We start from the raw sequence: 19,837 nt of genomic DNA, 5'->3' as shown, positions 1-19,837 counted from the left end.
TCTTAATTGAGTTCCGTTATATAACATTTCCGCACCTAAATGGAAGGGACTTTTGTAAAATTTTGCTAACATGCTGTCGTCGCGGCTGTTCCCAACGTTTTTGGTTTAGATTGACAGTAATCCGGCATTAGATATATATTGTCCCCTTGCCTGCCAACCTGCAGCCTCTGTCCTCATGACACGGGAACTATAGATATAATGCCCACCGAAAGCGGCGACAAAAAACAGAAGAGCTCACTGGTCCGGCTCTGTGACAGCTGGTTGGAAGCAGTTGCCGAAGGTTTCTCATGCGACAAGTATGAAAAGCGCAGCCGCTTCATCATGCTCTTCCTCACAGCCTTATTCCTCACCCTGCTCATCATCCCGAGCCCGCAGTTCCTCACGGTCAACTACCGCGAGGGGGACATCGCCACCTCGGATATCCGCGCCACCCAGGATTACCTGATCGAGGACCTGCTGCTCACCGAGAAAAAGCGCGCAGAGGCCGAGGCCGCGGCTCCTTTCGTCTACAGTCTTGCCCAAAACGGCAACATAGACCTGGTGCGCCGTTTCGAAGAGGCGCTGGAGCTCATGCGCGACTCCGGGCAGGGCGGGTCGCGCCGCAGCGCCGTCGCCGGGGTCCTCGGGGTTGAGATCTCGCCCGCGGAGTTCGGCGCGCTGTCGCGCATCAGGCAGGAGCGGGCCTTTCTCTCGGACCTGGGGAGGCAGCTAGCCCCCATCTACCGGCAGCGCATCGTCGCCGACCGTTCCCATTTCGCCGCGGATCTGCGGCACGGCATCATAGTCGTGGACGAGACCACCGGGCAGGGAGTCGCCGGCGGGGACTACTCCTCCTGCATCGACCTGGCCGCCGCCAGGCGCGCGTTCGGCGGCGCCGATCTGACCCAGGGGGGCTCGGGGCACGACCTTGAGATCCTCAAGGGGGTGGCGCAGCGGATGATCGCGCCCAACCTGAACTTCGACCGTAACGGCACCGACGAGAAGAAAAGCGAGGCGCGCGCCGCGGTGCGCCCGGTGCTCTTCAAGATGAAGCGCGGCGAGATGATCGTTCGGGTTGGGGAGCGGGTCACCTCCGAGCAGGCCATGAAGCTGGAAAAGATCTACAAGGCGAAAAACCGCGCCCCGATCCTCACCGGGCTCGGCATCTTCGGGCTGGTCCTCGTGCTCTGCTACGTCCCCTTTCGCTTCGGCCGCAAGAACATACGGAAGTTCCATCCGAGCAACAAGGACATCCTGCTGCTGTCGCTTCTGACCGTCGGGAACTTCGCGGTGCTGAAGCTGGTCTCAGCCGTTTCCACCGCCATGGGGGGGCTCTTCCCCAGCATCGACACCGCGAGCTACTTCTACGTATTCCCTTTCGCCGCCAGCGCCATCATCGTGAGGATCATCCTCAACTCGGAGGTTGCGCTGGTCTACTGCGCCATCACCGCCCCCCTCACCGGGATCATGCTGAACAACTCGCTGCAGGTGGTGATCTACGCTTTCCTGGGCGGAATCGTGGGAGCGCACGGCGTGCGCCAGTGCAAGGAGCGCGGCACCATCTACAGCGCCGGGTTCAAGGTGAGCGTGGTGAACATGGCGCTTGCCCTCTGCTTCTACATCTACAGCGACAGCCACTTCTCGCTGCAGACCGTGTACTGCATAGCCTTCGCCCTTCTGGGCGGCCTCATCAACGCGGTCTTCGCCTCGGGAACCATCCCTCTCATCGAGGCGCTCTTCCAGTACACGACGGACGTGAAGCTGCTGGAACTCGCCAACCTGAATTCGCCGCTTCTGCGGGAGCTGATGGTACGCGCCCCCGGCACCTACCACCATAGCGTCCTGGTGGGGAACATGGTCGAGGCCGGGGCCGAGGCCATCAACGCGAACCCGCTCCTGGCGCGCGTCGCCGCCTACTACCACGACGTCGGCAAGCTCAAGAAGCCGCAGTACTTCATCGAGAACATCCGCGACGGCGAGAACCGCCACGACAAGCTCTCCCCGAGCATGAGCGCGCTGATCCTCATCTCGCACATGAAGGAAGGGGTGGAGCTCGCCAAGGAGCACCGGATCGGGCAGCCGATCATCGAGATCATCCGCCAGTCCCACGGCACCTCCCTGATCAGCTACTTCTACCTGAAGGCGAAGGGGCTGGAGACCCCGGGCGCACCGCCGGTCGAGGAGCGGGACTTCCGCTACCCGGGACCCAAGCCGCAGACAAGGGAAGCGGGCCTCGTGCTCCTGGCCGACTGCGTCGAGGCCGCCTCGCGCACCCTCTCCGACCCGACCCCGGCGCGGATACAGGGTATGGTGCAGAAGATCATCAACAACATCTTCATCGACGGTCAGCTCGACGAGTGCGAACTGACGCTCAAGAACCTGCACGAGATAGCCAAGAGCTTCAACCAGATACTCGCCGGGATCTACCATCAGCGCATAGACTACCCGGAGCCGGCCTACAAGGAGAAGAACATTGTCAAGAAGTGCCCAGAGGATAGCGATAACGAACCGCCAAAGGCGGATCCCGGTCGGGAAGACGGCGCTGCGAAAGGTGGCGCAGAGGATCTTAGACGCCTTGGGATGTCCTGAGGCGGAGCTCTCCGTCAGCATCGTCGGCGACCGCGCCATCAGGGTCATCAACCGCGAATATCTGGGGCGGGACAAGGCGACCAACGTGATCTCCTTCGCCATGCAGGAGGGTGAGTTCGGCGCCATCAACCCGGAGCTTCTGGGGGACGTGGTGATCTCGGTCGACACCGCCCTTCGCGAGGCAGATGAGGCGGGGGAGAGCTTCCTGAGCCGCCTCTACTTCCTGCTTTTGCACGGCATCCTGCACATCACCGGCTACGACCACGAAAGAAGCGGCGAGGCCGAGGCGGCCCGCATGGAGGCGAAGGAGCGCGAGATCTTCGCCCTTTTGGTCGGGGAAGGTCTTGTCTAGCGCCTGCAGGGGGAAGCGATGAAGCCGACCAGCTTCGTCGAATCGGTGAACTGCGCCATAGAGGGGGTCCTCTACACGGCGCGCACCCAGAAGCACATGCGGCACCATTTTCTGGCCGCGCTGGTGGTGCTGGTGGCCGCGCTGTTATTGCGGATCACCCTGCTGGAGTTCATGCTGCTGGCGCTCGCCATCAGCTTCGTGCTCTTCGCCGAGCTTTTGAACACCGCCATCGAGGTGGTGGTCGACATGATCTCCCCCGAATTCCACCCCATGGCCAAGCTGGCCAAGGACGTCGCTGCGGGCGCCGTCCTCGTGGCCGCCTTCGGGACCGCGATCATGGGGTACCTGGTGCTGTCGAAGTACATTTTCCCGATGGAAAAGAGGTTGCTTGCCATGGTCGGAACCGGTTCTGAGCTGGGTATCATCGTCTCCGTGATCCTGGTGCTCATCGCCGTCATCATACTGAAGGGGGTGACCGCCAGCGGCACGCCGCTCAAGGGGGGGCTCCCCAGCGGCCACTCCGCGGTCGCCTTCTCCATCGCCACCTCGGTTACGCTGCAGGCCCAGGATCCGCTCATAGCGCTTTTGTGCCTGATCCTCGCCCTGATGGTGAGCCACTCAAGGCTTTTGCTGAGGATCCACACCATGCGGGAAGTGGTGTACGGCGCGCTGACCGGAGTCTCGATCACCGTGGTGGTGAACCTGCTATTCAATGCCTTCGCCTGAGAGGGAACGACGCAAAAACGGAGGAGATACATCCTTGGAAGAGGATAACGGAAGCAAGGGGCAGGGCTTGATCGAGTCCCTGACCAGGCTCTTGTACGGCAAGAAGCGGGTCACCGAGGCCGAGATCCAGGAGATGATGGACGCCGGCGAGGAGGAAGGGGTCATCAACCAGGAGGAGAACGCGATGATCCGTTCCATCCTGAGCCTGGGTGACTCCATGGTGCGCGAGATCATGCTGCCGCGTATGGAGATGTCCTGCGTCTCCATCGAGGACGAGGTGAGCGAGGTGTTGAAGTCCATCATCGCCTCGGGCCATTCCCGGCTCCCGGTCTACGAGGGGACCATCGACAACGTGATCGGCCTCATCTACGCCAAGGACCTGCTTCGGTACTGGGGGGAGCCGGACCACGCGATCGAGCTTAGAAAGCTGATCCGCCCGCCGTTTTTCATCCCCGAGACCAAGAACCTGGAGGAGCTGCTGCACGATTTCAAGAAGCGGCGGGTGCACATGGCGGTCGTCATCGACGAGTACGGCGGCACGGCCGGGCTCGTCACCATCGAGGACCTCCTGGAGCAGATCGTCGGGGACATCCAGGACGAGTACGACCTGGAGACCGAGCGGCTGTCGGTACAGGCGGACAACTCCATCGTGGCCGACGGCAGGCTCCCCATCGAGGAACTGCAGGAACATTTCGACGTCGTGGTGGAGAAGGACAAGTTCGAGACAGTGGGGGGGCTCATCTTCCACCTCACCGGGCGCATCCCCGCCGCAGGCGAGGTGATCGAGAGCGACGACCTCGTGCTCACCGTCCTGGAGGCGGACGAAAGGCGCATCGCCAAGGTGCACATCGCCAGGCGCGAGCCGCGGCCGCAGGACAAGGAGTCCGAGGCGCCGTGAGAAAAACCAAGATCGACCTTGGGAGGAAAGCGGCGGGACGCTACCTGCTGGCGCTTCTTTCCGGGGGGATGCTGGCGCTGTCGTTCCCGGAACCGGGCATCTCGGCTCTGGCCTGGATCGCTTTCGTGCCGCTGTTTCTGGCCGCAGCCGGCGCTTCCCCCGCCGCCGGCTTCAGGCTCGGTTTCACCGCAGGCTGCGCCGCCTACGCCGGCATCCTTTACTGGCTGAACATCGTGATGACGACCTACGGGAAGCTCCCCGCGGCCGCAAGCGCGGCGCTTTACCTCGCGCTGGCTGGCTACCTGGCGCTCTACCCAGGCGTCGTCATCTGGCTTGCGCGGCGCTGCGAGTCAAAGCGGATCGGTCTGCTGATCTCGTTCCCACTTTTCTGGGTGGCGGGGGAGTTGATCCGCTCCTATCTGCTCACCGGTTTCCCCTGGGCCAACCTCGGTTATTCCCAGTACCGGACCCTGCCGCTGATCCAGATCAGCGACCTGACCGGGGTTTACGGGGTAAGCTTCCTGGTCGCCTTCGCCAACGTGGTCTTCTACCGGATCTGGGTCTCCATGCGCCACAGGGAGCGCTACCCGGCAACCGCCCTGTTGTTGCTGCTGCTTTTGATCGCCGCCACCATGGGGTACGGCGTGCTCGCGCTGAGCCGGCCGGAGAAGGGGCCGCTGCAGCAGGTCCTCACGGTGCAGGGGAACATCCGGCAGGAGCATAAGTGGGATCCGGCCTTCCAGGCATCGACCGTCGCGACCTACGAGCGGCTGACCCACAAGGGGGTAGAGAGCCCCGGGACCCTGGTGGTCTGGCCCGAGAGCGCGCTTCCCTTCTTCCTGCAGTCCGAGCCTGCCTACGCCGCGCGGGTAAAAGCGCTGGCGGCGGATCTGAAAAGCTACCTTTTGACCGGCAGTCCCGCCTACGACAAGGAGGGAGGGGAGCTGCGCTACCTGAACAGCGCCTTCCTGATCTCCCCGGCCGGCGCTGTCACCGGAAGAAGCGACAAACTGCATCTGGTCCCCTTCGGCGAGTACGTGCCGCTTTCGTCCCTGCTCCCGTTCGTGAACAAGCTGGTGCAGGGGATCGGCGACTTCTCGCCTGGCAAGGCCGCGGTACCGCTTGACACCGCCAACGGGAAGATCGGCGTCCTGGTCTGCTTCGAGGGGATCTTCCCGGAGGTCTCCCGCGCCTATGTGCGAAGCGGAGCGACCATGCTGGTGAACATCACCAACGACGCCTGGTTCGGGCGCTCCTCAGCGCCATACCAGCATCTATCCATGACCGTGTTCCGGGCGGTCGAGAACCGGGTCCCGCTGGTGCGCGCCGCGAACACCGGGATCTCCTCGGTGATAGACGGCAAGGGGCACATCCGGGGCATGACGCAGATCTTCGAGGAGGCGACCCTTTCCGCGCAGGTGAGGATTGGGACCGGCGGCACCTTCTACAGCCGCTACGGCGACATCTTCGCCCTGTTCTGCCTGGCGGCGAGCATCGCGCTCGGCGCGGAGAGCTTCAAGAAAAAAACGTTCAGGGTGAAGCGCCACCTGTAGAGCGGCACTCATGCCGTTACAAACTCAAATAAGCCGCCCCCGCGGGGGGGGCGCGAAACATAAGGAGCTGCAGATGTTCAGAGAAGAAATTGCCAAAATAGAAGAGCTAGCCGAGCGTATCGACAAGCTCCGGGGGTCTCTTTGAAGTAGATGACAAGAAAGAGCGGATGCAGGAACTCGAGGAACTTACCTCCCGCCCTGATTTCTGGAACGATGCGGAAAACGCCCAGAAGGTGCTCAAGTCCAGGACCCTCATGGAAAAGGACGTCACCACCTGGGAAAGTCTCGACAAGCAGGCGCAGGACATCCGGGAGCTGATCGAACTGGGAAGCGAGGAGCAGGACGAGGCGACCCTTTCCGAGGTAGCCGGCATGAACGCGCAACTCGAGTCGGGGGTGTCCCAGGCTGAATTCCGCAGGATGCTTTCCGGCCCCCACGACGCCTCCGGTGCCTTCGTCTCCATCAACTCCGGGGCAGGGGGGACCGAGTCGCAGGACTGGGCCGAGATGCTTTTGCGCATGTACCTGCGCTACTGCGAGAAGAAGGGTTGGAAGACGGAGATCACCGACTATCAGGAAGGTGACGGCGCGGGGGTGAAGGGAGTCACCTTCGCGGTCACCGGCGAGTTCGCCTACGGCTATCTCAAGGCAGAGGCGGGAATCCACCGCCTGGTGCGCATCTCTCCCTTCGACAGCTCCGCCCGGCGCCACACCTCGTTCGCCTCAGTTTTCGTCTTCCCGGTGATAGAAGAGGACGACATCGAGATCAAGATCGCGGAGAGCGACCTGCGCATCGACACCTACCGCTCCAGCGGCGCCGGCGGCCAGCACGTCAACACCACCGACTCCGCCATCAGGATCACCCATATCCCCACCGGGACCGTGGTCGCCTGCCAAAGCGAGCGGAGCCAGCACATGAACAAGGCCACCGCCATGAAGGTGCTGCGCTCTAAGCTCTACGAGATGGAGCTGCGCGAGCGGGAGGCGAAGGCCTCGGACATCGCGGGGGAGAAGAAGGAAATCGGCTGGGGGAGCCAGATCCGCTCCTACGTCCTGCACCCCTACAAGATGGTGAAGGACCTGCGCACCGGGGTGGAGAGCGGCAACCCGGACTCGGTTTTAGACGGCGCCCTGGACGATTTCGTGGTCCCGTACCTGATGGGGGTGCGCCGGGAGACGAAGGACATTTAGCCACCTGGCAAGGAACTATCATGTTGAAAAAGATTCACATACTGGCCATCTGCCTGATGCTGTTGGCACAGGCCGCAACCGGCTGCGCCGCCCAGCGCGCCGGGCTTTCCAGTGTCGGGTACGCCATCCAGGTGGGGGCCTTCTCGGACGTCAAAAACGCCGAGCGGGTCACCCGCAAGCTGCAGGAGCAGGGGATCGAGGCCTTCTACTTCAGGAAGGAGAACGGCATCTACGCCGTCCGCTTCGGCGACTTCCCGCGCCGCGAGGACGCGAGGAAGGTGGCCCAGAAGCTGGTGAAGGACCGGGTGGTTTCCTCCTACTTCATCGCCACGCCGCAGGCCGAACGGACCCCGGCGGTCCGGGAGCCGTCGCTGCACAAGGCACCCGCTCCCTCCATCGCCAAGCCGCCGGCTCTGCCGAGGAAAGCCGAGGAGAGCGTGGCCAAGCGCGACAGAAGCGACATGGGATCCATCGCGGCCCGCACCGCCGAGCGCTTCGTGGGGATCCCTTACCGCTGGGGCGGGGACACCGTAGTAGACGGCATGGACTGCAGCGGTTTCGTGCGCGCCGTCTACAACCTTTGCGGCGTCAACATCCCCCGCACCTCCCGGGAGCAGTACCGCGTCGGGGACGTGGTCGGGCGGGAGGAACTTAAGGACGGGGACCTGGTCTTCTTCGGGGGCTCACCGGAAGAGATCAACCACGTCGGGATCTTCGTCGGCAACGGCCGTTTCGTCCACGCCCCGCGCAGGGGGGACGACATCAAGGTCAGCTCCATGGACGAGTCGTACTTCCAGAAGCGTTTTGTCGGCGCCAAAAGGTATTTTTAAGTTAAAGCCGCGTCGTGCCGATACTTTAATTAACAACTCGCGCCACTGCAGCCGGAGGACCGGTTGCGGCGCGGGAAACAGAGCGCGACGCTTGGAAAATAGAACGCAGAAAAGAAGCTAAGACAGGAGCAGTTATGGCATTTATCAAGCCGTTCAAAGCGGTACGCCCGAAGAAGGAGCTGGCCGAGCAAGTGGCCGCTCTCCCCTATGACGTCATGAACACCGAAGAGGCCGTCGCGATGGCCGCCGGGAACAAGGTGAGCTTTTTGCACATCTCCCGTCCGGAGATCGACCTCCCCCAGGCGACGGATGTCCATTCGGAAGAGGTGTACGTCAAGGGGCGCGAAAACCTGGAGAGTTTCCTGGCGCAGGGGGTGCTGGTTCAGGACGAAAGCGAGCAGTATTACGTATACCGCCAGAAGATGGGGGGCATCACCCAGACCGGCCTGGTGGTCTGCGCCGGGGTGGACGACTACCAGACCGGCACCATCAAAAAGCACGAGCTCACCCGCGCAGACAAGGAAGAGGACCGGGTCAGGCACATCGACGTGTTGAACGCGAACGACGAGCCGGTTTTCTACACCTACCGCAACAACCCCGAGATCACCCGGACCATCGAGCAGGTCACCAAGGGGGAGCCGGTGTACGACTTCACCACCAACGACCGCGTCTCCCACGCTCTCTGGACCATCGCCGACCGCGCCCTCATCGACTCGCTCACCCGCAGCTTCGCTGCCATCCCGACACTCTACGTCGCCGACGGTCACCACCGCAGCGCCGCCGCGAGCCGGGTGCGCGACTTGAGGAAAAACGCCAACGCCAAGCACACCGGCAGCGAAGAGTACAACTACTTCCTCACCGTGATCTTCCCGGACAACGAGATGACCATCATGCCTTACAACCGCGTGGTGAAGGACCTCAACGGGCGGACCGTGGCCGAATACATGGCCCGGGTCGCCGAGCGCTTCGAGGTCACCCCGGTCTCTGGCCCGGTCAACCCGGGCGAGCGGCACCTGTTCGGCATGTTCCTGGCCGGGAAGTGGTACGAGCTGGTCCCCCGCGAGGACTCCTTTGTCGAGACGGACCCGGTGGCGTCGATGGACGTCTCAATCCTCCAGGACAACCTGCTCAACCCCGTTCTCGGGGTGCGCAACCCGAGGACCGACCAGCGCATCCATTTCGTCGGCGGCATCCGCGGCGTTGAGGAACTGGAGCGGGTGGTGAACTCGGGAGAGTACGAGGTCGCCTTCTCACTCTTCCCGACCTCCATCGAGGAGCTCATGTCCCTTGCCGACGTGGACAAGATCATGCCGCCCAAGTCGACCTGGTTCGAACCGAAACTAAGAAGCGGGCTGTTCATCCACATGCTCGACTAGAAACACCTACGGCTTTACCTCGCCGATCAGGAAGAACAAAAACAGACGGAGGAAGTAGATGCGCAACGTAGAGAAGTTCATCGTCATTTTGCTGCTTCTGGCAGCAGTAGCCATTCCCGCATGTTCCCAGAAGGAGGCGAAGCCGACGTCGGAAAAAGCCGCCGAGAGCAAGGCCCCTGCCGGCGCGACGGTGACGGCTTCCGGTCTTTCCTACACCGATATCGTCAAAGGCAACGGTGCCGCTCCCACCTCGGGGAAGATGGTTACTGTGCATTACACCGGGGTGCTGGAAAACGGCACCAAGTTCGACAGCTCCGTTGATCGCGGCCAGCCCTTCAGCTTCCGCATCGGCGCGGGCGAGGTGATCCCCGGGTGGGACGAAGGTGTCATCTCCATGAAAGTCGGCGGCAAAAGAAAGCTGATCATCCCGCCGCAGCTCGGTTACGGCTCGGCAGGGGCGGGCGGGGTGATCCCCCCCAACGCCACCCTGATCTTTGACGTGGAATTGCTGGACGTGGAGAAGTAAAGCTCTCCGGCGCTTGCAATGGCTTTAGGGTCCTGTAGATTTGTCATTTGTGCTTTTTGCAGGTGATCCTACAGGGTTTCATTGCGAGGTGCCGCATGCGCCTGCTCTTCTTTGCCCTTATCTTCCTCTTCCTGCCGTCTGGCGGAGAGGCCGTCGCCGCACCGAAAAGCGTCACCTATTACCTGGACGGCGCGCGGGTGGAGCAGGAGGTTTCCGCCGCCAACGGCTACGTCGAACTCCGGCTCCCCGACAACTTCGCGCCGGGCTCGCTGCGCGTGAAGCCGGGGCCGGGAGGGGGCGTGCTCCGGGTGGAGATGGTGGCGGCCCAGCAGGAGCCGCGACGCGCCGGCGAGATAGCACGCCTCAGGGAGCGCAAGGCCGAACTCCTGGACCGCATGGCAGTCCTGGAGAGGCGCGAGGAGATCTTCAGCCAGGCGGCCAAGTCTCAAAGCGGCAAGGCCCCGCGCAAGACCAAGGCGAACCCCGACCCGGTAAGCTCCCTGCAACAGGGGACCGACTTCGCGCTCAACCAGATGGAGTCGGTGTACCGCAGTAAGCGCAAGTGCCGCAAGAACCTGGAAGAGGTGGAGCGGCAGCTCTCGGCGACGACAAAGGGAGTCGCCGCTGCAAGGATCTGGCTGGCAGGAGGCAAGGCGCGGGTAAGCTATCTCTTGCGGGACGAGCGCTGGATCCCCTGCTACGACCTCCGCATCACGGAAGAGGGCGTCGGCGAACTGCTGTTGCACGCCAGGCTCCCAAGGCGCGAGAAGGGGGTGCAGTACCTCGTCTCCCGGGGGACCGTCGCCGAAGGTTTGCGAGCGCAGACGGTACGGGGGGAATATCCCACGCTGTCGCGCTACCCGCTGCACGCGGTGGTCCCGGCGGAGAAGGGATCGCCTCCCTCGCGCCTGGCCTTTACCGCGGTCGAGACGGGGCTTCCGCCGGGTGAGGGGTACCTTTTCTGGCACGGGGAGTACCTCGGGGGAGGGCGCTTTACAGGTGGCGGCGCCACCGAGTTCTCCGTAGCCCGGTGAAGGCCGGAACGGCCGGAACGGCCGGAAACTGCTCTCCACCGCCACGGATCAATCCTTGCCTTTGCATGATTAAGATGCTATAACAAAGCGGTTTTTGTGATGAAGTGATTTCAATCCCAGTGAGAAGGAGGAGATATGCCAGTAACGTCTTCAGATTTCGTCAAAGCCCTCGAGGTAGGCCGTCCCCCCAACGTCGCGAAACTTTTCCCCAATTCCAAGGCTTTGCTGGTCAGCGGCAAGGTGATCGACCGCGCCATGAACGCCAAGGGGCATGCCCTCGCACTGGCAGCCAACGGGAGGAATCACTTCGTCATCCGCGGCGTTCTCGCTGCGGCGCAGAGGGCCAACGCCGCCGTCCTCATCGAGATCGCCAAGTCCGAGGGGGGGCAGAAAGCGTACTGCCCGGTCAACTACTGGAACATGGCGCGCCAGGTAGACGCCGTAGCCAACGAGCTCGGCATCACCATCCCGGTCGCCATCCATGCCGACCACTACGGCATCAAGGGTGAAGGGGACATCAAGTCGGCCAAGGTTGAGATCCCCAGCATGTTCGACGCCGGCATCACCTCCATCGCCATCGATGCCTCGCACCTCCCCGACGAGGAGAACCTCCTGGCGAACCTCGAACTGAACCAGTTCATCCCGGCCTGGGCCGGTCTTGAGACCGAGGTCGGCGAGATCAAGGGTAAAGAGGGGCTCTCCACCGTGCCCGAGGCGCTCTTCCTGATCAAGGGGCTTAACGCCCACGGCGTCTTCCCTGACTGGATCGCCCTCAACAACGGCACCACCCACGGGATCGAGGCCTCCGACGCCGGCATCCAGGTGGAGTTGACCGCCGAAATCCATGAAGCCATCAAGCCTTACGGCGTGAACGGCGCCCAGCACGGCACCTCCGGCAACAGCTACGAAAGGCTGCGCCAGATCGCCCAGAAGACCCGCACCACCAAGGCCAACGTCGCCACGGCGCTGCAGTTCATCTCCTGGGGGCTCGAGGTCAACGACTACGGCAACGCCAAGCTCGACGCGAACGGCAACTTCATCAAGGTGAAGGGCGAGGGGATGACCGAGGAGCTTTGGGCCGAGATGGTCGCTTTCGCCGACTCCAAGGGGTGGAAGAAAGGGGATTACAAAAACCTCAACCTCCCGTTCGAGAACAAGCTCCTGGCACAGCCTAAGGAGGCGCGTGACAGGATGGCCAAGCGGGTCGAGGATTTCGCCTACAAGCTCATCACGGAGGTATTCAACTCCGGCGACACCGCGCCTCTTGCCGTCGACGCCATCCTGAAAGCCGGCTCCTACGACCTCGGGCCGAAGGGCAAGCGCGTCGAGGACCCGGCCCAATGGACCAAGGAGATGCTCCCGAAACAGGCTGCCGGGCTTTCCAGGGACAAAGGGCCCGCGGGGAACTTTGAAGACTAACCAGCTTTTGCTGCGAGATGCGAGAGACACGAAGGGGGGCAGCTGCGCCCCCCTTTTTTAACCGGGTGTCCGAAAGGGGATCACGATGAAAGACAGGCGCAACTTTTCGCGGGTCGATTTCAGGGTTTCGGCGTTGCTGCAGGCAGAGGGTGTCGCGATAAAGGGCGAGGTGACGGACGTAAGCCTGCATGGTCTCTACATGGAGACCGGCGAGCAGATACCGGTAGGAAGCCCTGTGGAGATCACCATCTACCTCTCCTCGACCACCGAACCTGTCGTGATCAACGTCAAAGGGACCGTGGCAAGACTGGTTCCGGGCGGGATCGGCTGCGCCTTCGACAAGATGGACGTCGAATCCTTCGCCCATCTCCGCAGCATCATCTCCTACCAGGGTGGGGACGAGTCCAAGGTCATGGCCGAGTTCTCCGAGTACATCGTCAGGAAGATGCATGATGAGTGAGGCTGAGGTTCCGGACCTGGAGCCTTTGCGTGCCTGGTTTGCCTCCTATTGCGGTTCCTTTCGGAGCCCGGATCCTGAACAGCAGCGCAACTTCGACCTCAAGGAAAAGCATACCCGCAACGTCTGCCTCGCCGCTCGCCGCATAGCACAGGGGGAGAGCCCGAGGTTCTGCATGCTCGCGGAGGTGGCTGCAGTCTGCCATGACCTTGGCCGCTTCCCCCAGTTCAGGGACTTCCATACCTTCAAAGACAGCGATTCGCTGAACCATGCACATCTATCGGCCCAGGTCGTCAAGGAGCATGCACTGCTCGATTTTCTCACGCGCCAGGAGCGGGAAACTGTGGAGATAGCGGTACGGCTGCATAATGTCTTCGAGGTCCCGGCCGGCCTCCCGCCGGAAACCGGGAAACTGCTGCGCCTGCTGCGTGACGCAGACAAGCTCGACATCTGGCGCGTCTTCATCGAGTACTTCCAGGCTCCGGAAGAGGAGCGTGCCTCCGCCGCGGGGCTCGGCTTCCCGGACATCCCTGAGTGCGCGCCGGAAGTGCTGGACGCAGTGAGGAGCGGAAAGTTGGTGCACCTCTCCAGCCTGAGGAGCCTGAACGACTTCAAGCTTTTGCAGGTGTCGTGGATTTATGACATCAACTTTGTCTCCACGCTTAGCTTTATCCGCGAGAGAGGCGTGCTGGAGCAGTTCGCCGCCATCCTCCCTGATGATGATGCGGTTCTCGATGCGCTAGCCCGGGTTCGGGAATACTTGGACCGGCGCCTGGATGACAGCACCAGGAACCCATAGTGACCACCCCCGCCGGTGATGGCCCGAGTCCCCTGCGCCCGGGGGGCTTGCTGCAGCACGGTGCCAGTTAAGAAGTGGAGAATGCCGTGGAGTTGCATTACGCCAGACTGCTGTTCACCTTTACCCTCACCTCGGATATTGCCGACCCCCACGCTTTTTTTGCCACCCGCGCCGAGTTCGAGATGGCTTTCCGCAACTCTCTCGGTTGCCGCAGGTCCGACTGCACCGGCTGCCTCTCCGCTGCCCCCTGTCCTTTCCCCGCTACCTTCGGTCAGCAGATAGCCAACGATCCCGAGGCCGTCAGGCGACACCAGAAGCCGCCGCTTCCCTTTATCTTCCAGTTCCCGGTGCTCCCTTTGCCCCCCAACAGCGGGAAGAGCTTCCAGCTTGCGCTGCACCTGGTAGGAAGCGCCGTCCAGCATGTATCCTGTTACATCGCTGCGGTGCGGGTTCTAGTGGAGAGCAAGAAAGGGCGCGTAGTCAATGTCGAAGCGGAGGCTCCGGGAGGAGGGGTGGCCCCGATAGATGCCGCCGGCGTCCCGCTGCTCAGTTCTCAGGATCCCGTGCTGGCAGGACCGCTTTCCACGGATACGGTTACCCTGCAGCTATTGACACCGCTGAAACTGGTTCATGAGGGGAGGCTGTTGAAGAACTTCACGTTTGCACAGTTCGCGCGCTCGCTGATGCGCCGGATCTCCTCGCTTGCCTATCATTACGAGGGGGCGGAGCCGTCGCTCGATTACCGCTGGCTCTCCCAGACAAGCGAAGCCGTGGAGACGCTCGAGTACGGCTGCCGCCTCGTCTCATGGAACGGCCGCCCGGCAGGGATCGCGGGAACGGCCGTTTTCGGCGGGGACCTCGAGCCCTTTCACCTGCTCCTGCAACTGGGGATGGCCACACACCTTGGCAAGGGAGCTTCGTTCGGCTTCGGCTCCTACCGCGTGGAAAGTTGACTCTTTGCCCGCAGGAACGCTTTTCGAAGGGCAGTCACCCGCTCCACCGCTAGAGATAGTCCCCCACCGCTCAAGTTTAATTTCTTGTAATGAAATCCATGTCGGTTAGAATTCCCTGGTATTTTGTCGTTAGCGCGAGTGCAGGAGCCTCTTCATGGGACAAGGCATCTGGAAACCCCTGATGATCACCGCATTGTTCGTGCTGCTGGTCGACCTGTTTTACGGCGCCGTCGTGAAGCAGACGGCGGAGCGCGGGGCCGAGATCAGCTACACCCGGTTCAGGGACGAGGTGGCAGCAAACAACGTGACCAAGGTCACACTCAGGGGGAAGAACGTCAAGGGGCAGTTCCGCAACCCCATCAAGGTCCCTGCGGTCACCGTGGATGAAAAAGGGGGGACTGTCAGCGCCTCCAGCTTCACCACCACCCTGCCGTCCATAGAAGATATGACGCTGCTCCCCGAGCTAAACAACAGGAGAGTCGACGTCACCGTCGTTTCCACCGAAGGGTCGGCCATGGGGACCGTGTTCCTGTATCTTCTGCCGTGGCTCATCATTCTGGGGGTCTGGTGGCTGGTCATGAGGGGGATGAGAAAACAGGGACCAACTGGAATGATGGGGGGATTCGCCCGGTCGGGCGCCAAGGCGTACACCTCCGAGCGCATCGAAGTGACCTTCGCGGATGTCGCCGGCATGGAAGAAGCCAAGCAGGAACTGCGCGAGGTGGTGGAATACCTGAAAGAGCCGAAGAAGTTCCAACAGATAGGGGGAAAGGTCCCGAAGGGGGTGCTGCTGGTGGGGCCGCCGGGAACCGGCAAGACCCTTCTGGCCAGGGCCGTGGCGGGAGAAGCGGGGGTGCCGTTTTTCTCGATTTCGGCATCGGCCTTCATAGAGATGTTCGTCGGGGTTGGCGCAAGCCGGGTGCGCGATCTCTTTGCCACTGCGAGAAAATCGCTCCCGAGCATAATTTTCATCGACGAACTGGACGCGGTGGGCAGGAGCCGCGGAGCCGGTTTTGGCGGAGGCCACGACGAGCGCGAACAGACGCTGAACCAGCTGCTCTCCGAGATGGACGGTTTCGATCCCCATACCGAGTTGGTCGTCATTTCGGCCACCAACAGACCCGACGTCCTCGACCCGGCCCTGCTTCGCCCCGGCCGCTTTGACCGCACCGTGGTGATTGAGCGTCCGGACTGGCGTGACCGCGAGAAGATCCTGCGGGTTCATACCAAGAAGATCCCGCTGGGACCCGATGTTGACTTGGGGGTGATCGCCAAGGGGACCCCCGGAATGACCGGCGCGGATCTGGAGGGATTGGTCAACGAGGCGGCGATCCTCACCGCGCGCGAGAACAAGCACATCGTCGGTCTGGATGAGTTGGAACGGGCCAAGGATAAGATCCTGATGGGCGGGGAGCGTCACATGGTGATTTCGGATGAGGAACGGCGGATCACTGCCTATCATGAGGCAGGGCACGCCCTGGTGGCGCGGCTTCTTCCCAGCACCGATCCGGTCCACAAAGTCACCATACTGCCGCGGGGGCGGGCACTTGGGGTGACCCAGCAGCTTCCCGAGGACGACCGTTATCACTACCCGCGGGCTTATCTCGTCAACCGTCTTTGCGTGGCGCTGGGGGGGAGGGTGGCCGAGCGCATCGTCTTCAACGACGTCTCCTCGGGCGCGCAGAGCGATCTGAAGCATGTGACGGAGTTGGCCGAAAAGATGGTATGTCAGTGGGGGATGAGCGAGAAGATAGGTCCGATGACCTTCCCAAGGGGCGAGGAGCATCCATTTCTTGGCATGAAGCTGGCGGAAGAGAAGACCTTTTCCGAGGAGATGGCCTGGCTGATAGACCAGGAGATAGCATCGTTCATCAGGGCAGCAGAAGGGAAATCGCTGGAGTTACTGAGCGCCAATCGGACCAAGCTGGACGCATTGGCGGCGGCGCTCCTGGAGGAAGAAACCTTGGACGGCCAGCGCGTCGACGAGATTCTGTCTGCATCCTAAAGTCGGTCCGCGTCGAGTGATCCACCAAGGTCCACAAGGTTCACAACCCTATGAACCTCCTCACCACTAGTAGATTATGATGTAGCCCTTCTTAGTAGCGATCCCGGTAATCTCAAGCGTGTCCTTGATCCTGAAGGTTTCCCCGTCCAAGGTGAACACATAGCCGTCGCCGTCAGCCACGGCGAGCTCCATCAATGCTTCGAAAGTTGCAGTCTTTATAGTTTCCATGGGCGCCACTATACCATTTGTTGCAGACGGCGTAAACCCTGACACTGTTGCATTACAACTTATTTATGTCATAGTACTCACTGCTTTAAATCCGGCTGACTTTCATTACAATTTCAATGTTATCGAGGTGTACATGGTGAGACAGAGAAAGAGTGGGGTACTGCTGCACCCCAGTTCATTGCCAGGAGCTGGAGGCATAGGTTCCTTCGGTGAAGAGGCACGACGCTTCGTTGACTTTCTGCACAAGTCAGGTCAGTCACTCTGGCAGATTCTTCCCCTTGGTCCCACCGCCTACGGAAACTCCCCATATTCCTGTTACTCGGCCTTTGCGGGCAACCCTCTCCTGGTCAACCTGGAAGCAGTCCAGGACGATGGGGATCTATTGCCCCAGGAAGCGAGAACTGTCCTTTCCTCTGAACGGATAGATTTCCAGGCGGTCGAGGAATACAAATTGGGGCGCTTGAGGGATGCTGCGGCGCGGTTTTTTGCCGAGGCGCCGCAAAAACGGAAAGAAGAATTCTGGCAATTCTGCGACGGCACCTTCTGGCTGCACGATTTCGCGCTCTTCATTGCGCTGAAGGAAGAGTTCAAGGGTGTGAGCTGGAAAGACTGGCCGGATGCACTTGCTAACCGGGAGCCGGCCGCGCTTTCCTTTTGGAGCGAGAAACTCGGTACCGCTATTGGCGAGCAGAAGTACCAGCAGTGGCAGTTCGCGCGGCAATGGAAAAAGTTGAAAAGCTATGCGAACGTCCTCGGCATCTCCGTGGTCGGCGATCTGCCGATCTTCGTCGCTTACGATTCTGCAGACGTGTGGGCCAACCCGCACCTTTTCCACTTGGATGAAAAAGGGGTTCCCATTGTGGTAGCCGGGGTGCCGCCGGATTACTTCAGTAAGACCGGGCAGCTCTGGGGGAACCCGCTCTATAACTGGGAGAAAATGGCTCACGAGGGTTACGGCTGGTGGATCGCAAGGCTGCGCAACGACCTTTGCCTCTACGACATGGTGCGCATCGATCACTTCCGTGGCTTCGAGGCTTTCTGGGAAGTGCCGATGTGGGAGAAGACTGCGGTCAATGGCCGATGGGTGAAAGGTCCGGGGGAGGGGTTGTTTCATGCCCTGCGCAACGCACTGGGAAACCTCCCAATTATCGCCGAAGACCTCGGCATCATCACGCCGGAGGTGGAAGCTCTGCGGGAGCAATTTGGTTTCCCAGGCATGAAGATTCTGCAGTTCGCCTTCGGCTCCGGTCCGGAGAACCCTTATCTGCCGCATAACCATGTCCGCTCCTGCGTGGTCTATACCGGGACGCACGACAACGACACCACTGCAGGTTGGTTCGAGAGCCTCAAGGCGAAAGAGCAGAAGAACGTGCTGGCTTATTTCGACCGGGACGGAGGCGACATCGTGTGGCAGATGGTGAAATGCGCCCTCGCCTCGGTGGCCGATTATGCCATCATTCCCATGCAGGACCTGCTGGAACTCCCAAGCAGTGGCCGGATGAACGTCCCGGGGGTCGCGGGAGGCAACTGGAGTTGGAGATGCCCGGCCGACGCTTTCTCAGGCAGGCTCGCCGCAAAACTCGCACGGGCTACGGAACTTTACGGCAGGCTGCCTGACTAATTTGCTGGAGATGTGGGTGGTAAATTTATTGACAGTGTGGCTGCAGTTTTTGTATAGAGAATAGGACGTTTATACTTTATCAAACGGCTTCAGAAAAGGACGGAGATAACCTATGTCAGAAAATTCGTTCGGATTCGACACCCTTGCACTCCATGCTGGTCAGACTGTAGATCCCGCCACCCTGTCACGTGCGGTTCCGATTTACCAGACATCTTCGTATGTCTTTAAGAACTCCGAGCACGCTGCCAACCTTTTCGGTCTGAAGGAGTTCGGCAATATCTACACCCGTTTGATGAACCCGACCACCGACGTGCTTGAGAAGAGGGTCGCCGAGCTGGACGGCGGTGTCGCGGCGCTTGCGGTAGCTTCCGGTCAGGCCGCCACTACCTATGCGGTCTTGAACATCGCCAGTGCCGGACAGAACATAATATCCACCAGCTACCTTTACGGTGGGACCTATAACCTGTTCCATTACACCCTGCCGAAATTGGGCATCACGGTGAAGTTCGTCGACTCCTCCGATCCGGAAAACATCCGCAAGGCCATCGACGAAAACACCCGCTTGGTGTACAGCGAGGCCATCGGCAACCCGAAGAACAACGTCGACGATTTCGAGGCGATTGCCAAGGTCGCACACGATGCGGGTATCCCCTATATCGTGGACAACACCGCCGCAACCCCCTTCGTATTCCAGCCGCTCAAGCATGGGGCCGACATCGTAGTCTACTCGTTGACCAAGTTCCTGGGAGGCCACGGCACAAGCATCGGCGGTTGCGTCGTCGACGGCGGGACCTTCCCGTGGAACAACGGCAAGTTTCCGGAGTTCACCGAGCCGGATCCCTCCTACCACGGCTTGAAGTTCTGGGATGCCTTGGGCAATATCTCCTACATCATCAAGATGAGGGTGGAGCTTCTGCGCGACATGGGCGCCTGCATCTCCCCCTTCAATGCTTTCCAGATCATCCAGGGAATAGAGACCCTGCATGTCAGGATGCAGCGTCACGTGGAGAACGCGCAGATGGTTGCCGAATGGCTGGAGCAGAACCCGCTGGTGAGTTGGGTCAACTACCCCGGTCTGCCGAGCCACAAAGACCACGCCAACGCCAAGAAGTACCTGAATGGCGCAGGCGCCATCATCGGTTTCGGCATCAAGGGCGGGCTTCAGGCCGGTATGAAGTTCATCGATAACGTAAAGCTCCTGTCGCACCTGGCCAATATCGGCGATGCCAAGAGTCTCGTGATCCATCCGGCGTCCACCACGCACCAGCAGCTCTCCGCAGAAGAGCAGTTGGCAAGCGGCGT

18 protein-coding genes (1 of these 18 running past the window's edge) are annotated in these 19,837 nt (G+C 61.2%); 17 read left to right on the top strand and 1 reads right to left on the bottom strand.

Annotation, left to right across the window (positions count from 1 at the left end; translation table 11 throughout):
* Positions 1-198 precede the first annotated feature (198 nt).
* The 15 genes from GEOBRER4_RS15955 to ftsH all read left to right on the top strand — a co-directional run bounded on the left by GEOBRER4_RS15955 (position 199) and on the right by ftsH (position 16,686).
* Entirely contained in the window at positions 199-2,568 is a 2,370-nt protein-coding gene (locus GEOBRER4_RS15955) for an HD family phosphohydrolase (RefSeq protein WP_185243136.1), read from the top strand.
* Positions 2,555-2,920 carry an rRNA maturation RNase YbeY gene (gene ybeY, locus GEOBRER4_RS15950; RefSeq protein ID WP_264177091.1) on the top strand — a complete coding sequence of 122 codons (366 nt, stop codon included), beginning with the start codon at positions 2,555-2,557 and terminating at the stop codon, positions 2,918-2,920. The genes GEOBRER4_RS15955 and ybeY overlap by 14 nt, the downstream gene beginning before the upstream one ends.
* Before the next feature lie 18 nt (positions 2,921-2,938).
* Entirely contained in the window at positions 2,939-3,646 is a 708-nt protein-coding gene (locus GEOBRER4_RS15945) for a diacylglycerol kinase (RefSeq protein WP_185243135.1), read from the top strand.
* A 34-nt stretch (positions 3,647-3,680) separates the two neighbouring features.
* Positions 3,681-4,544 (top strand): hemolysin family protein, encoded by an 864-nt coding sequence (locus GEOBRER4_RS15940; RefSeq protein WP_085813715.1) that lies wholly within the window; start codon positions 3,681-3,683, stop codon positions 4,542-4,544.
* Positions 4,545-4,612: 68 nt separating this feature from the next.
* On the top strand, positions 4,613-6,097 hold the full coding sequence (gene lnt, locus GEOBRER4_RS15935) for an apolipoprotein N-acyltransferase (RefSeq protein WP_185245353.1): 1,485 nt from the start codon (positions 4,613-4,615) through the stop codon (positions 6,095-6,097).
* Positions 6,098-6,170: 73 nt separating this feature from the next.
* A protein-coding gene (gene prfB / locus GEOBRER4_RS15930; RefSeq protein WP_185243134.1) for a peptide chain release factor 2 occupies positions 6,171-7,287 on the top strand; the annotation gives its coding sequence in 2 pieces (ribosomal slippage) (positions 6,171-6,239 and positions 6,241-7,287; 1,116 coding nt in all).
* A 20-nt stretch (positions 7,288-7,307) separates the two neighbouring features.
* Complete coding sequence (locus GEOBRER4_RS15925; protein ID WP_085813714.1) at positions 7,308-8,117, top strand: NlpC/P60 family protein; 810 nt, start codon at positions 7,308-7,310, stop codon at positions 8,115-8,117.
* A 134-nt stretch (positions 8,118-8,251) separates the two neighbouring features.
* Positions 8,252-9,493, top strand: a complete 1,242-nt coding sequence (locus tag GEOBRER4_RS15920) for a DUF1015 domain-containing protein (protein ID WP_185243133.1) — start codon at positions 8,252-8,254, stop codon at positions 9,491-9,493.
* Between the two features lie 58 nt (positions 9,494-9,551).
* On the top strand, positions 9,552-10,019 hold the full coding sequence (locus GEOBRER4_RS15915) for an FKBP-type peptidyl-prolyl cis-trans isomerase (RefSeq protein WP_085813712.1): 468 nt from the start codon (positions 9,552-9,554) through the stop codon (positions 10,017-10,019).
* Positions 10,020-10,114: 95 nt separating this feature from the next.
* Positions 10,115-11,053 carry a hypothetical protein gene (locus tag GEOBRER4_RS15910; RefSeq protein WP_185243132.1) on the top strand — a complete coding sequence of 313 codons (939 nt, stop codon included), beginning with the start codon at positions 10,115-10,117 and terminating at the stop codon, positions 11,051-11,053.
* A gap of 135 nt (positions 11,054-11,188) precedes the next feature.
* The gene (locus GEOBRER4_RS15905; protein ID WP_185243131.1) at positions 11,189-12,472 is read left to right on the top strand and encodes a class II fructose-bisphosphate aldolase; all 1,284 of its coding nucleotides are present in this window, start codon (positions 11,189-11,191) and stop codon (positions 12,470-12,472) included.
* Between the two features lie 85 nt (positions 12,473-12,557).
* Positions 12,558-12,932, top strand: a complete 375-nt coding sequence (locus GEOBRER4_RS15900) for a PilZ domain-containing protein (protein WP_185243130.1) — start codon at positions 12,558-12,560, stop codon at positions 12,930-12,932.
* Positions 12,922-13,728, top strand: coding sequence for an HD domain-containing protein (locus tag GEOBRER4_RS15895; RefSeq protein WP_226377812.1), 807 nt, complete (start codon positions 12,922-12,924; stop codon positions 13,726-13,728). Before GEOBRER4_RS15900 ends, GEOBRER4_RS15895 begins: the two co-directional genes overlap by 11 nt.
* A gap of 86 nt (positions 13,729-13,814) precedes the next feature.
* Positions 13,815-14,681, top strand: a complete 867-nt coding sequence (gene cas6 / locus GEOBRER4_RS15890) for a CRISPR system precrRNA processing endoribonuclease RAMP protein Cas6 (RefSeq protein WP_185243129.1) — start codon at positions 13,815-13,817, stop codon at positions 14,679-14,681.
* A gap of 154 nt (positions 14,682-14,835) precedes the next feature.
* Positions 14,836-16,686, top strand: a complete 1,851-nt coding sequence (gene ftsH, locus GEOBRER4_RS15885) for an ATP-dependent zinc metalloprotease FtsH (protein WP_185243128.1) — start codon at positions 14,836-14,838, stop codon at positions 16,684-16,686.
* Between the two features lie 66 nt (positions 16,687-16,752).
* On the opposite strand, the gene GEOBRER4_RS15880 is transcribed toward ftsH, so the two are convergent.
* Positions 16,753-16,914 (bottom strand): hypothetical protein, encoded by a 162-nt coding sequence (locus GEOBRER4_RS15880; RefSeq protein WP_162843122.1) that lies wholly within the window; start codon positions 16,912-16,914, stop codon positions 16,753-16,755.
* A gap of 133 nt (positions 16,915-17,047) precedes the next feature.
* On the opposite strand from GEOBRER4_RS15880, the gene malQ reads away from it, so the two are divergent.
* Both malQ and GEOBRER4_RS15870 read left to right on the top strand, forming a co-directional pair.
* Complete coding sequence (gene malQ, locus GEOBRER4_RS15875; RefSeq protein ID WP_185245351.1) at positions 17,048-18,535, top strand: 4-alpha-glucanotransferase; 1,488 nt, start codon at positions 17,048-17,050, stop codon at positions 18,533-18,535.
* 112 nt (positions 18,536-18,647) lie between these two features.
* Positions 18,648-19,837, top strand: the 5' portion of a protein-coding gene (locus GEOBRER4_RS15870) for an O-acetylhomoserine aminocarboxypropyltransferase/cysteine synthase family protein (protein WP_185243127.1). Its footprint extends 94 nt past the window's final position; 1,190 of the gene's 1,284 nt are visible here — the first part of the coding sequence; it begins with the start codon at positions 18,648-18,650; its stop codon lies beyond the right edge, outside the window.

Source organism: Citrifermentans bremense, assembly GCF_014218275.1.
Classification (GTDB): domain Bacteria; phylum Desulfobacterota; class Desulfuromonadia; order Geobacterales; family Geobacteraceae; genus Geomonas; species Geomonas pelophila.
The sequence above is the reverse complement of the archived record's forward strand: the minus strand, read 5'-3'. Positions and strand labels throughout refer to the sequence as shown.

Excerpts from the sequence above, each read along its gene's own strand:
- GEOBRER4_RS15945 (WP_185243135.1), top strand. The coding sequence starts at position 2,939 with ATGAAGCCGACCAGCTTCGTCGAATCGGTGAACTGCGCCATAGAGGGG.
- GEOBRER4_RS15915 (WP_085813712.1), top strand. The coding sequence starts at position 9,552 with ATGCGCAACGTAGAGAAGTTCATCGTCATTTTGCTGCTTCTGGCAGCA.
- GEOBRER4_RS15905 (WP_185243131.1), top strand. The coding sequence starts at position 11,189 with ATGCCAGTAACGTCTTCAGATTTCGTCAAAGCCCTCGAGGTAGGCCGT.
- GEOBRER4_RS15920 (WP_185243133.1), top strand. The coding sequence starts at position 8,252 with ATGGCATTTATCAAGCCGTTCAAAGCGGTACGCCCGAAGAAGGAGCTG.
- GEOBRER4_RS15880 (WP_162843122.1), bottom strand. The coding sequence starts at position 16,914 with ATGGAAACTATAAAGACTGCAACTTTCGAAGCATTGATGGAGCTCGCC.
- lnt (WP_185245353.1), top strand. The coding sequence starts at position 4,613 with ATGCTGGCGCTGTCGTTCCCGGAACCGGGCATCTCGGCTCTGGCCTGG.
- ftsH (WP_185243128.1), top strand. The coding sequence starts at position 14,836 with ATGGGACAAGGCATCTGGAAACCCCTGATGATCACCGCATTGTTCGTG.
- GEOBRER4_RS15925 (WP_085813714.1), top strand. The coding sequence starts at position 7,308 with ATGTTGAAAAAGATTCACATACTGGCCATCTGCCTGATGCTGTTGGCA.
- GEOBRER4_RS15955 (WP_185243136.1), top strand. The coding sequence starts at position 199 with ATGCCCACCGAAAGCGGCGACAAAAAACAGAAGAGCTCACTGGTCCGG.
- malQ (WP_185245351.1), top strand. The coding sequence starts at position 17,048 with ATGGTGAGACAGAGAAAGAGTGGGGTACTGCTGCACCCCAGTTCATTG.
- GEOBRER4_RS15910 (WP_185243132.1), top strand. The coding sequence starts at position 10,115 with ATGCGCCTGCTCTTCTTTGCCCTTATCTTCCTCTTCCTGCCGTCTGGC.
- GEOBRER4_RS15895 (WP_226377812.1), top strand. The coding sequence starts at position 12,922 with ATGATGAGTGAGGCTGAGGTTCCGGACCTGGAGCCTTTGCGTGCCTGG.
- GEOBRER4_RS15900 (WP_185243130.1), top strand. The coding sequence starts at position 12,558 with ATGAAAGACAGGCGCAACTTTTCGCGGGTCGATTTCAGGGTTTCGGCG.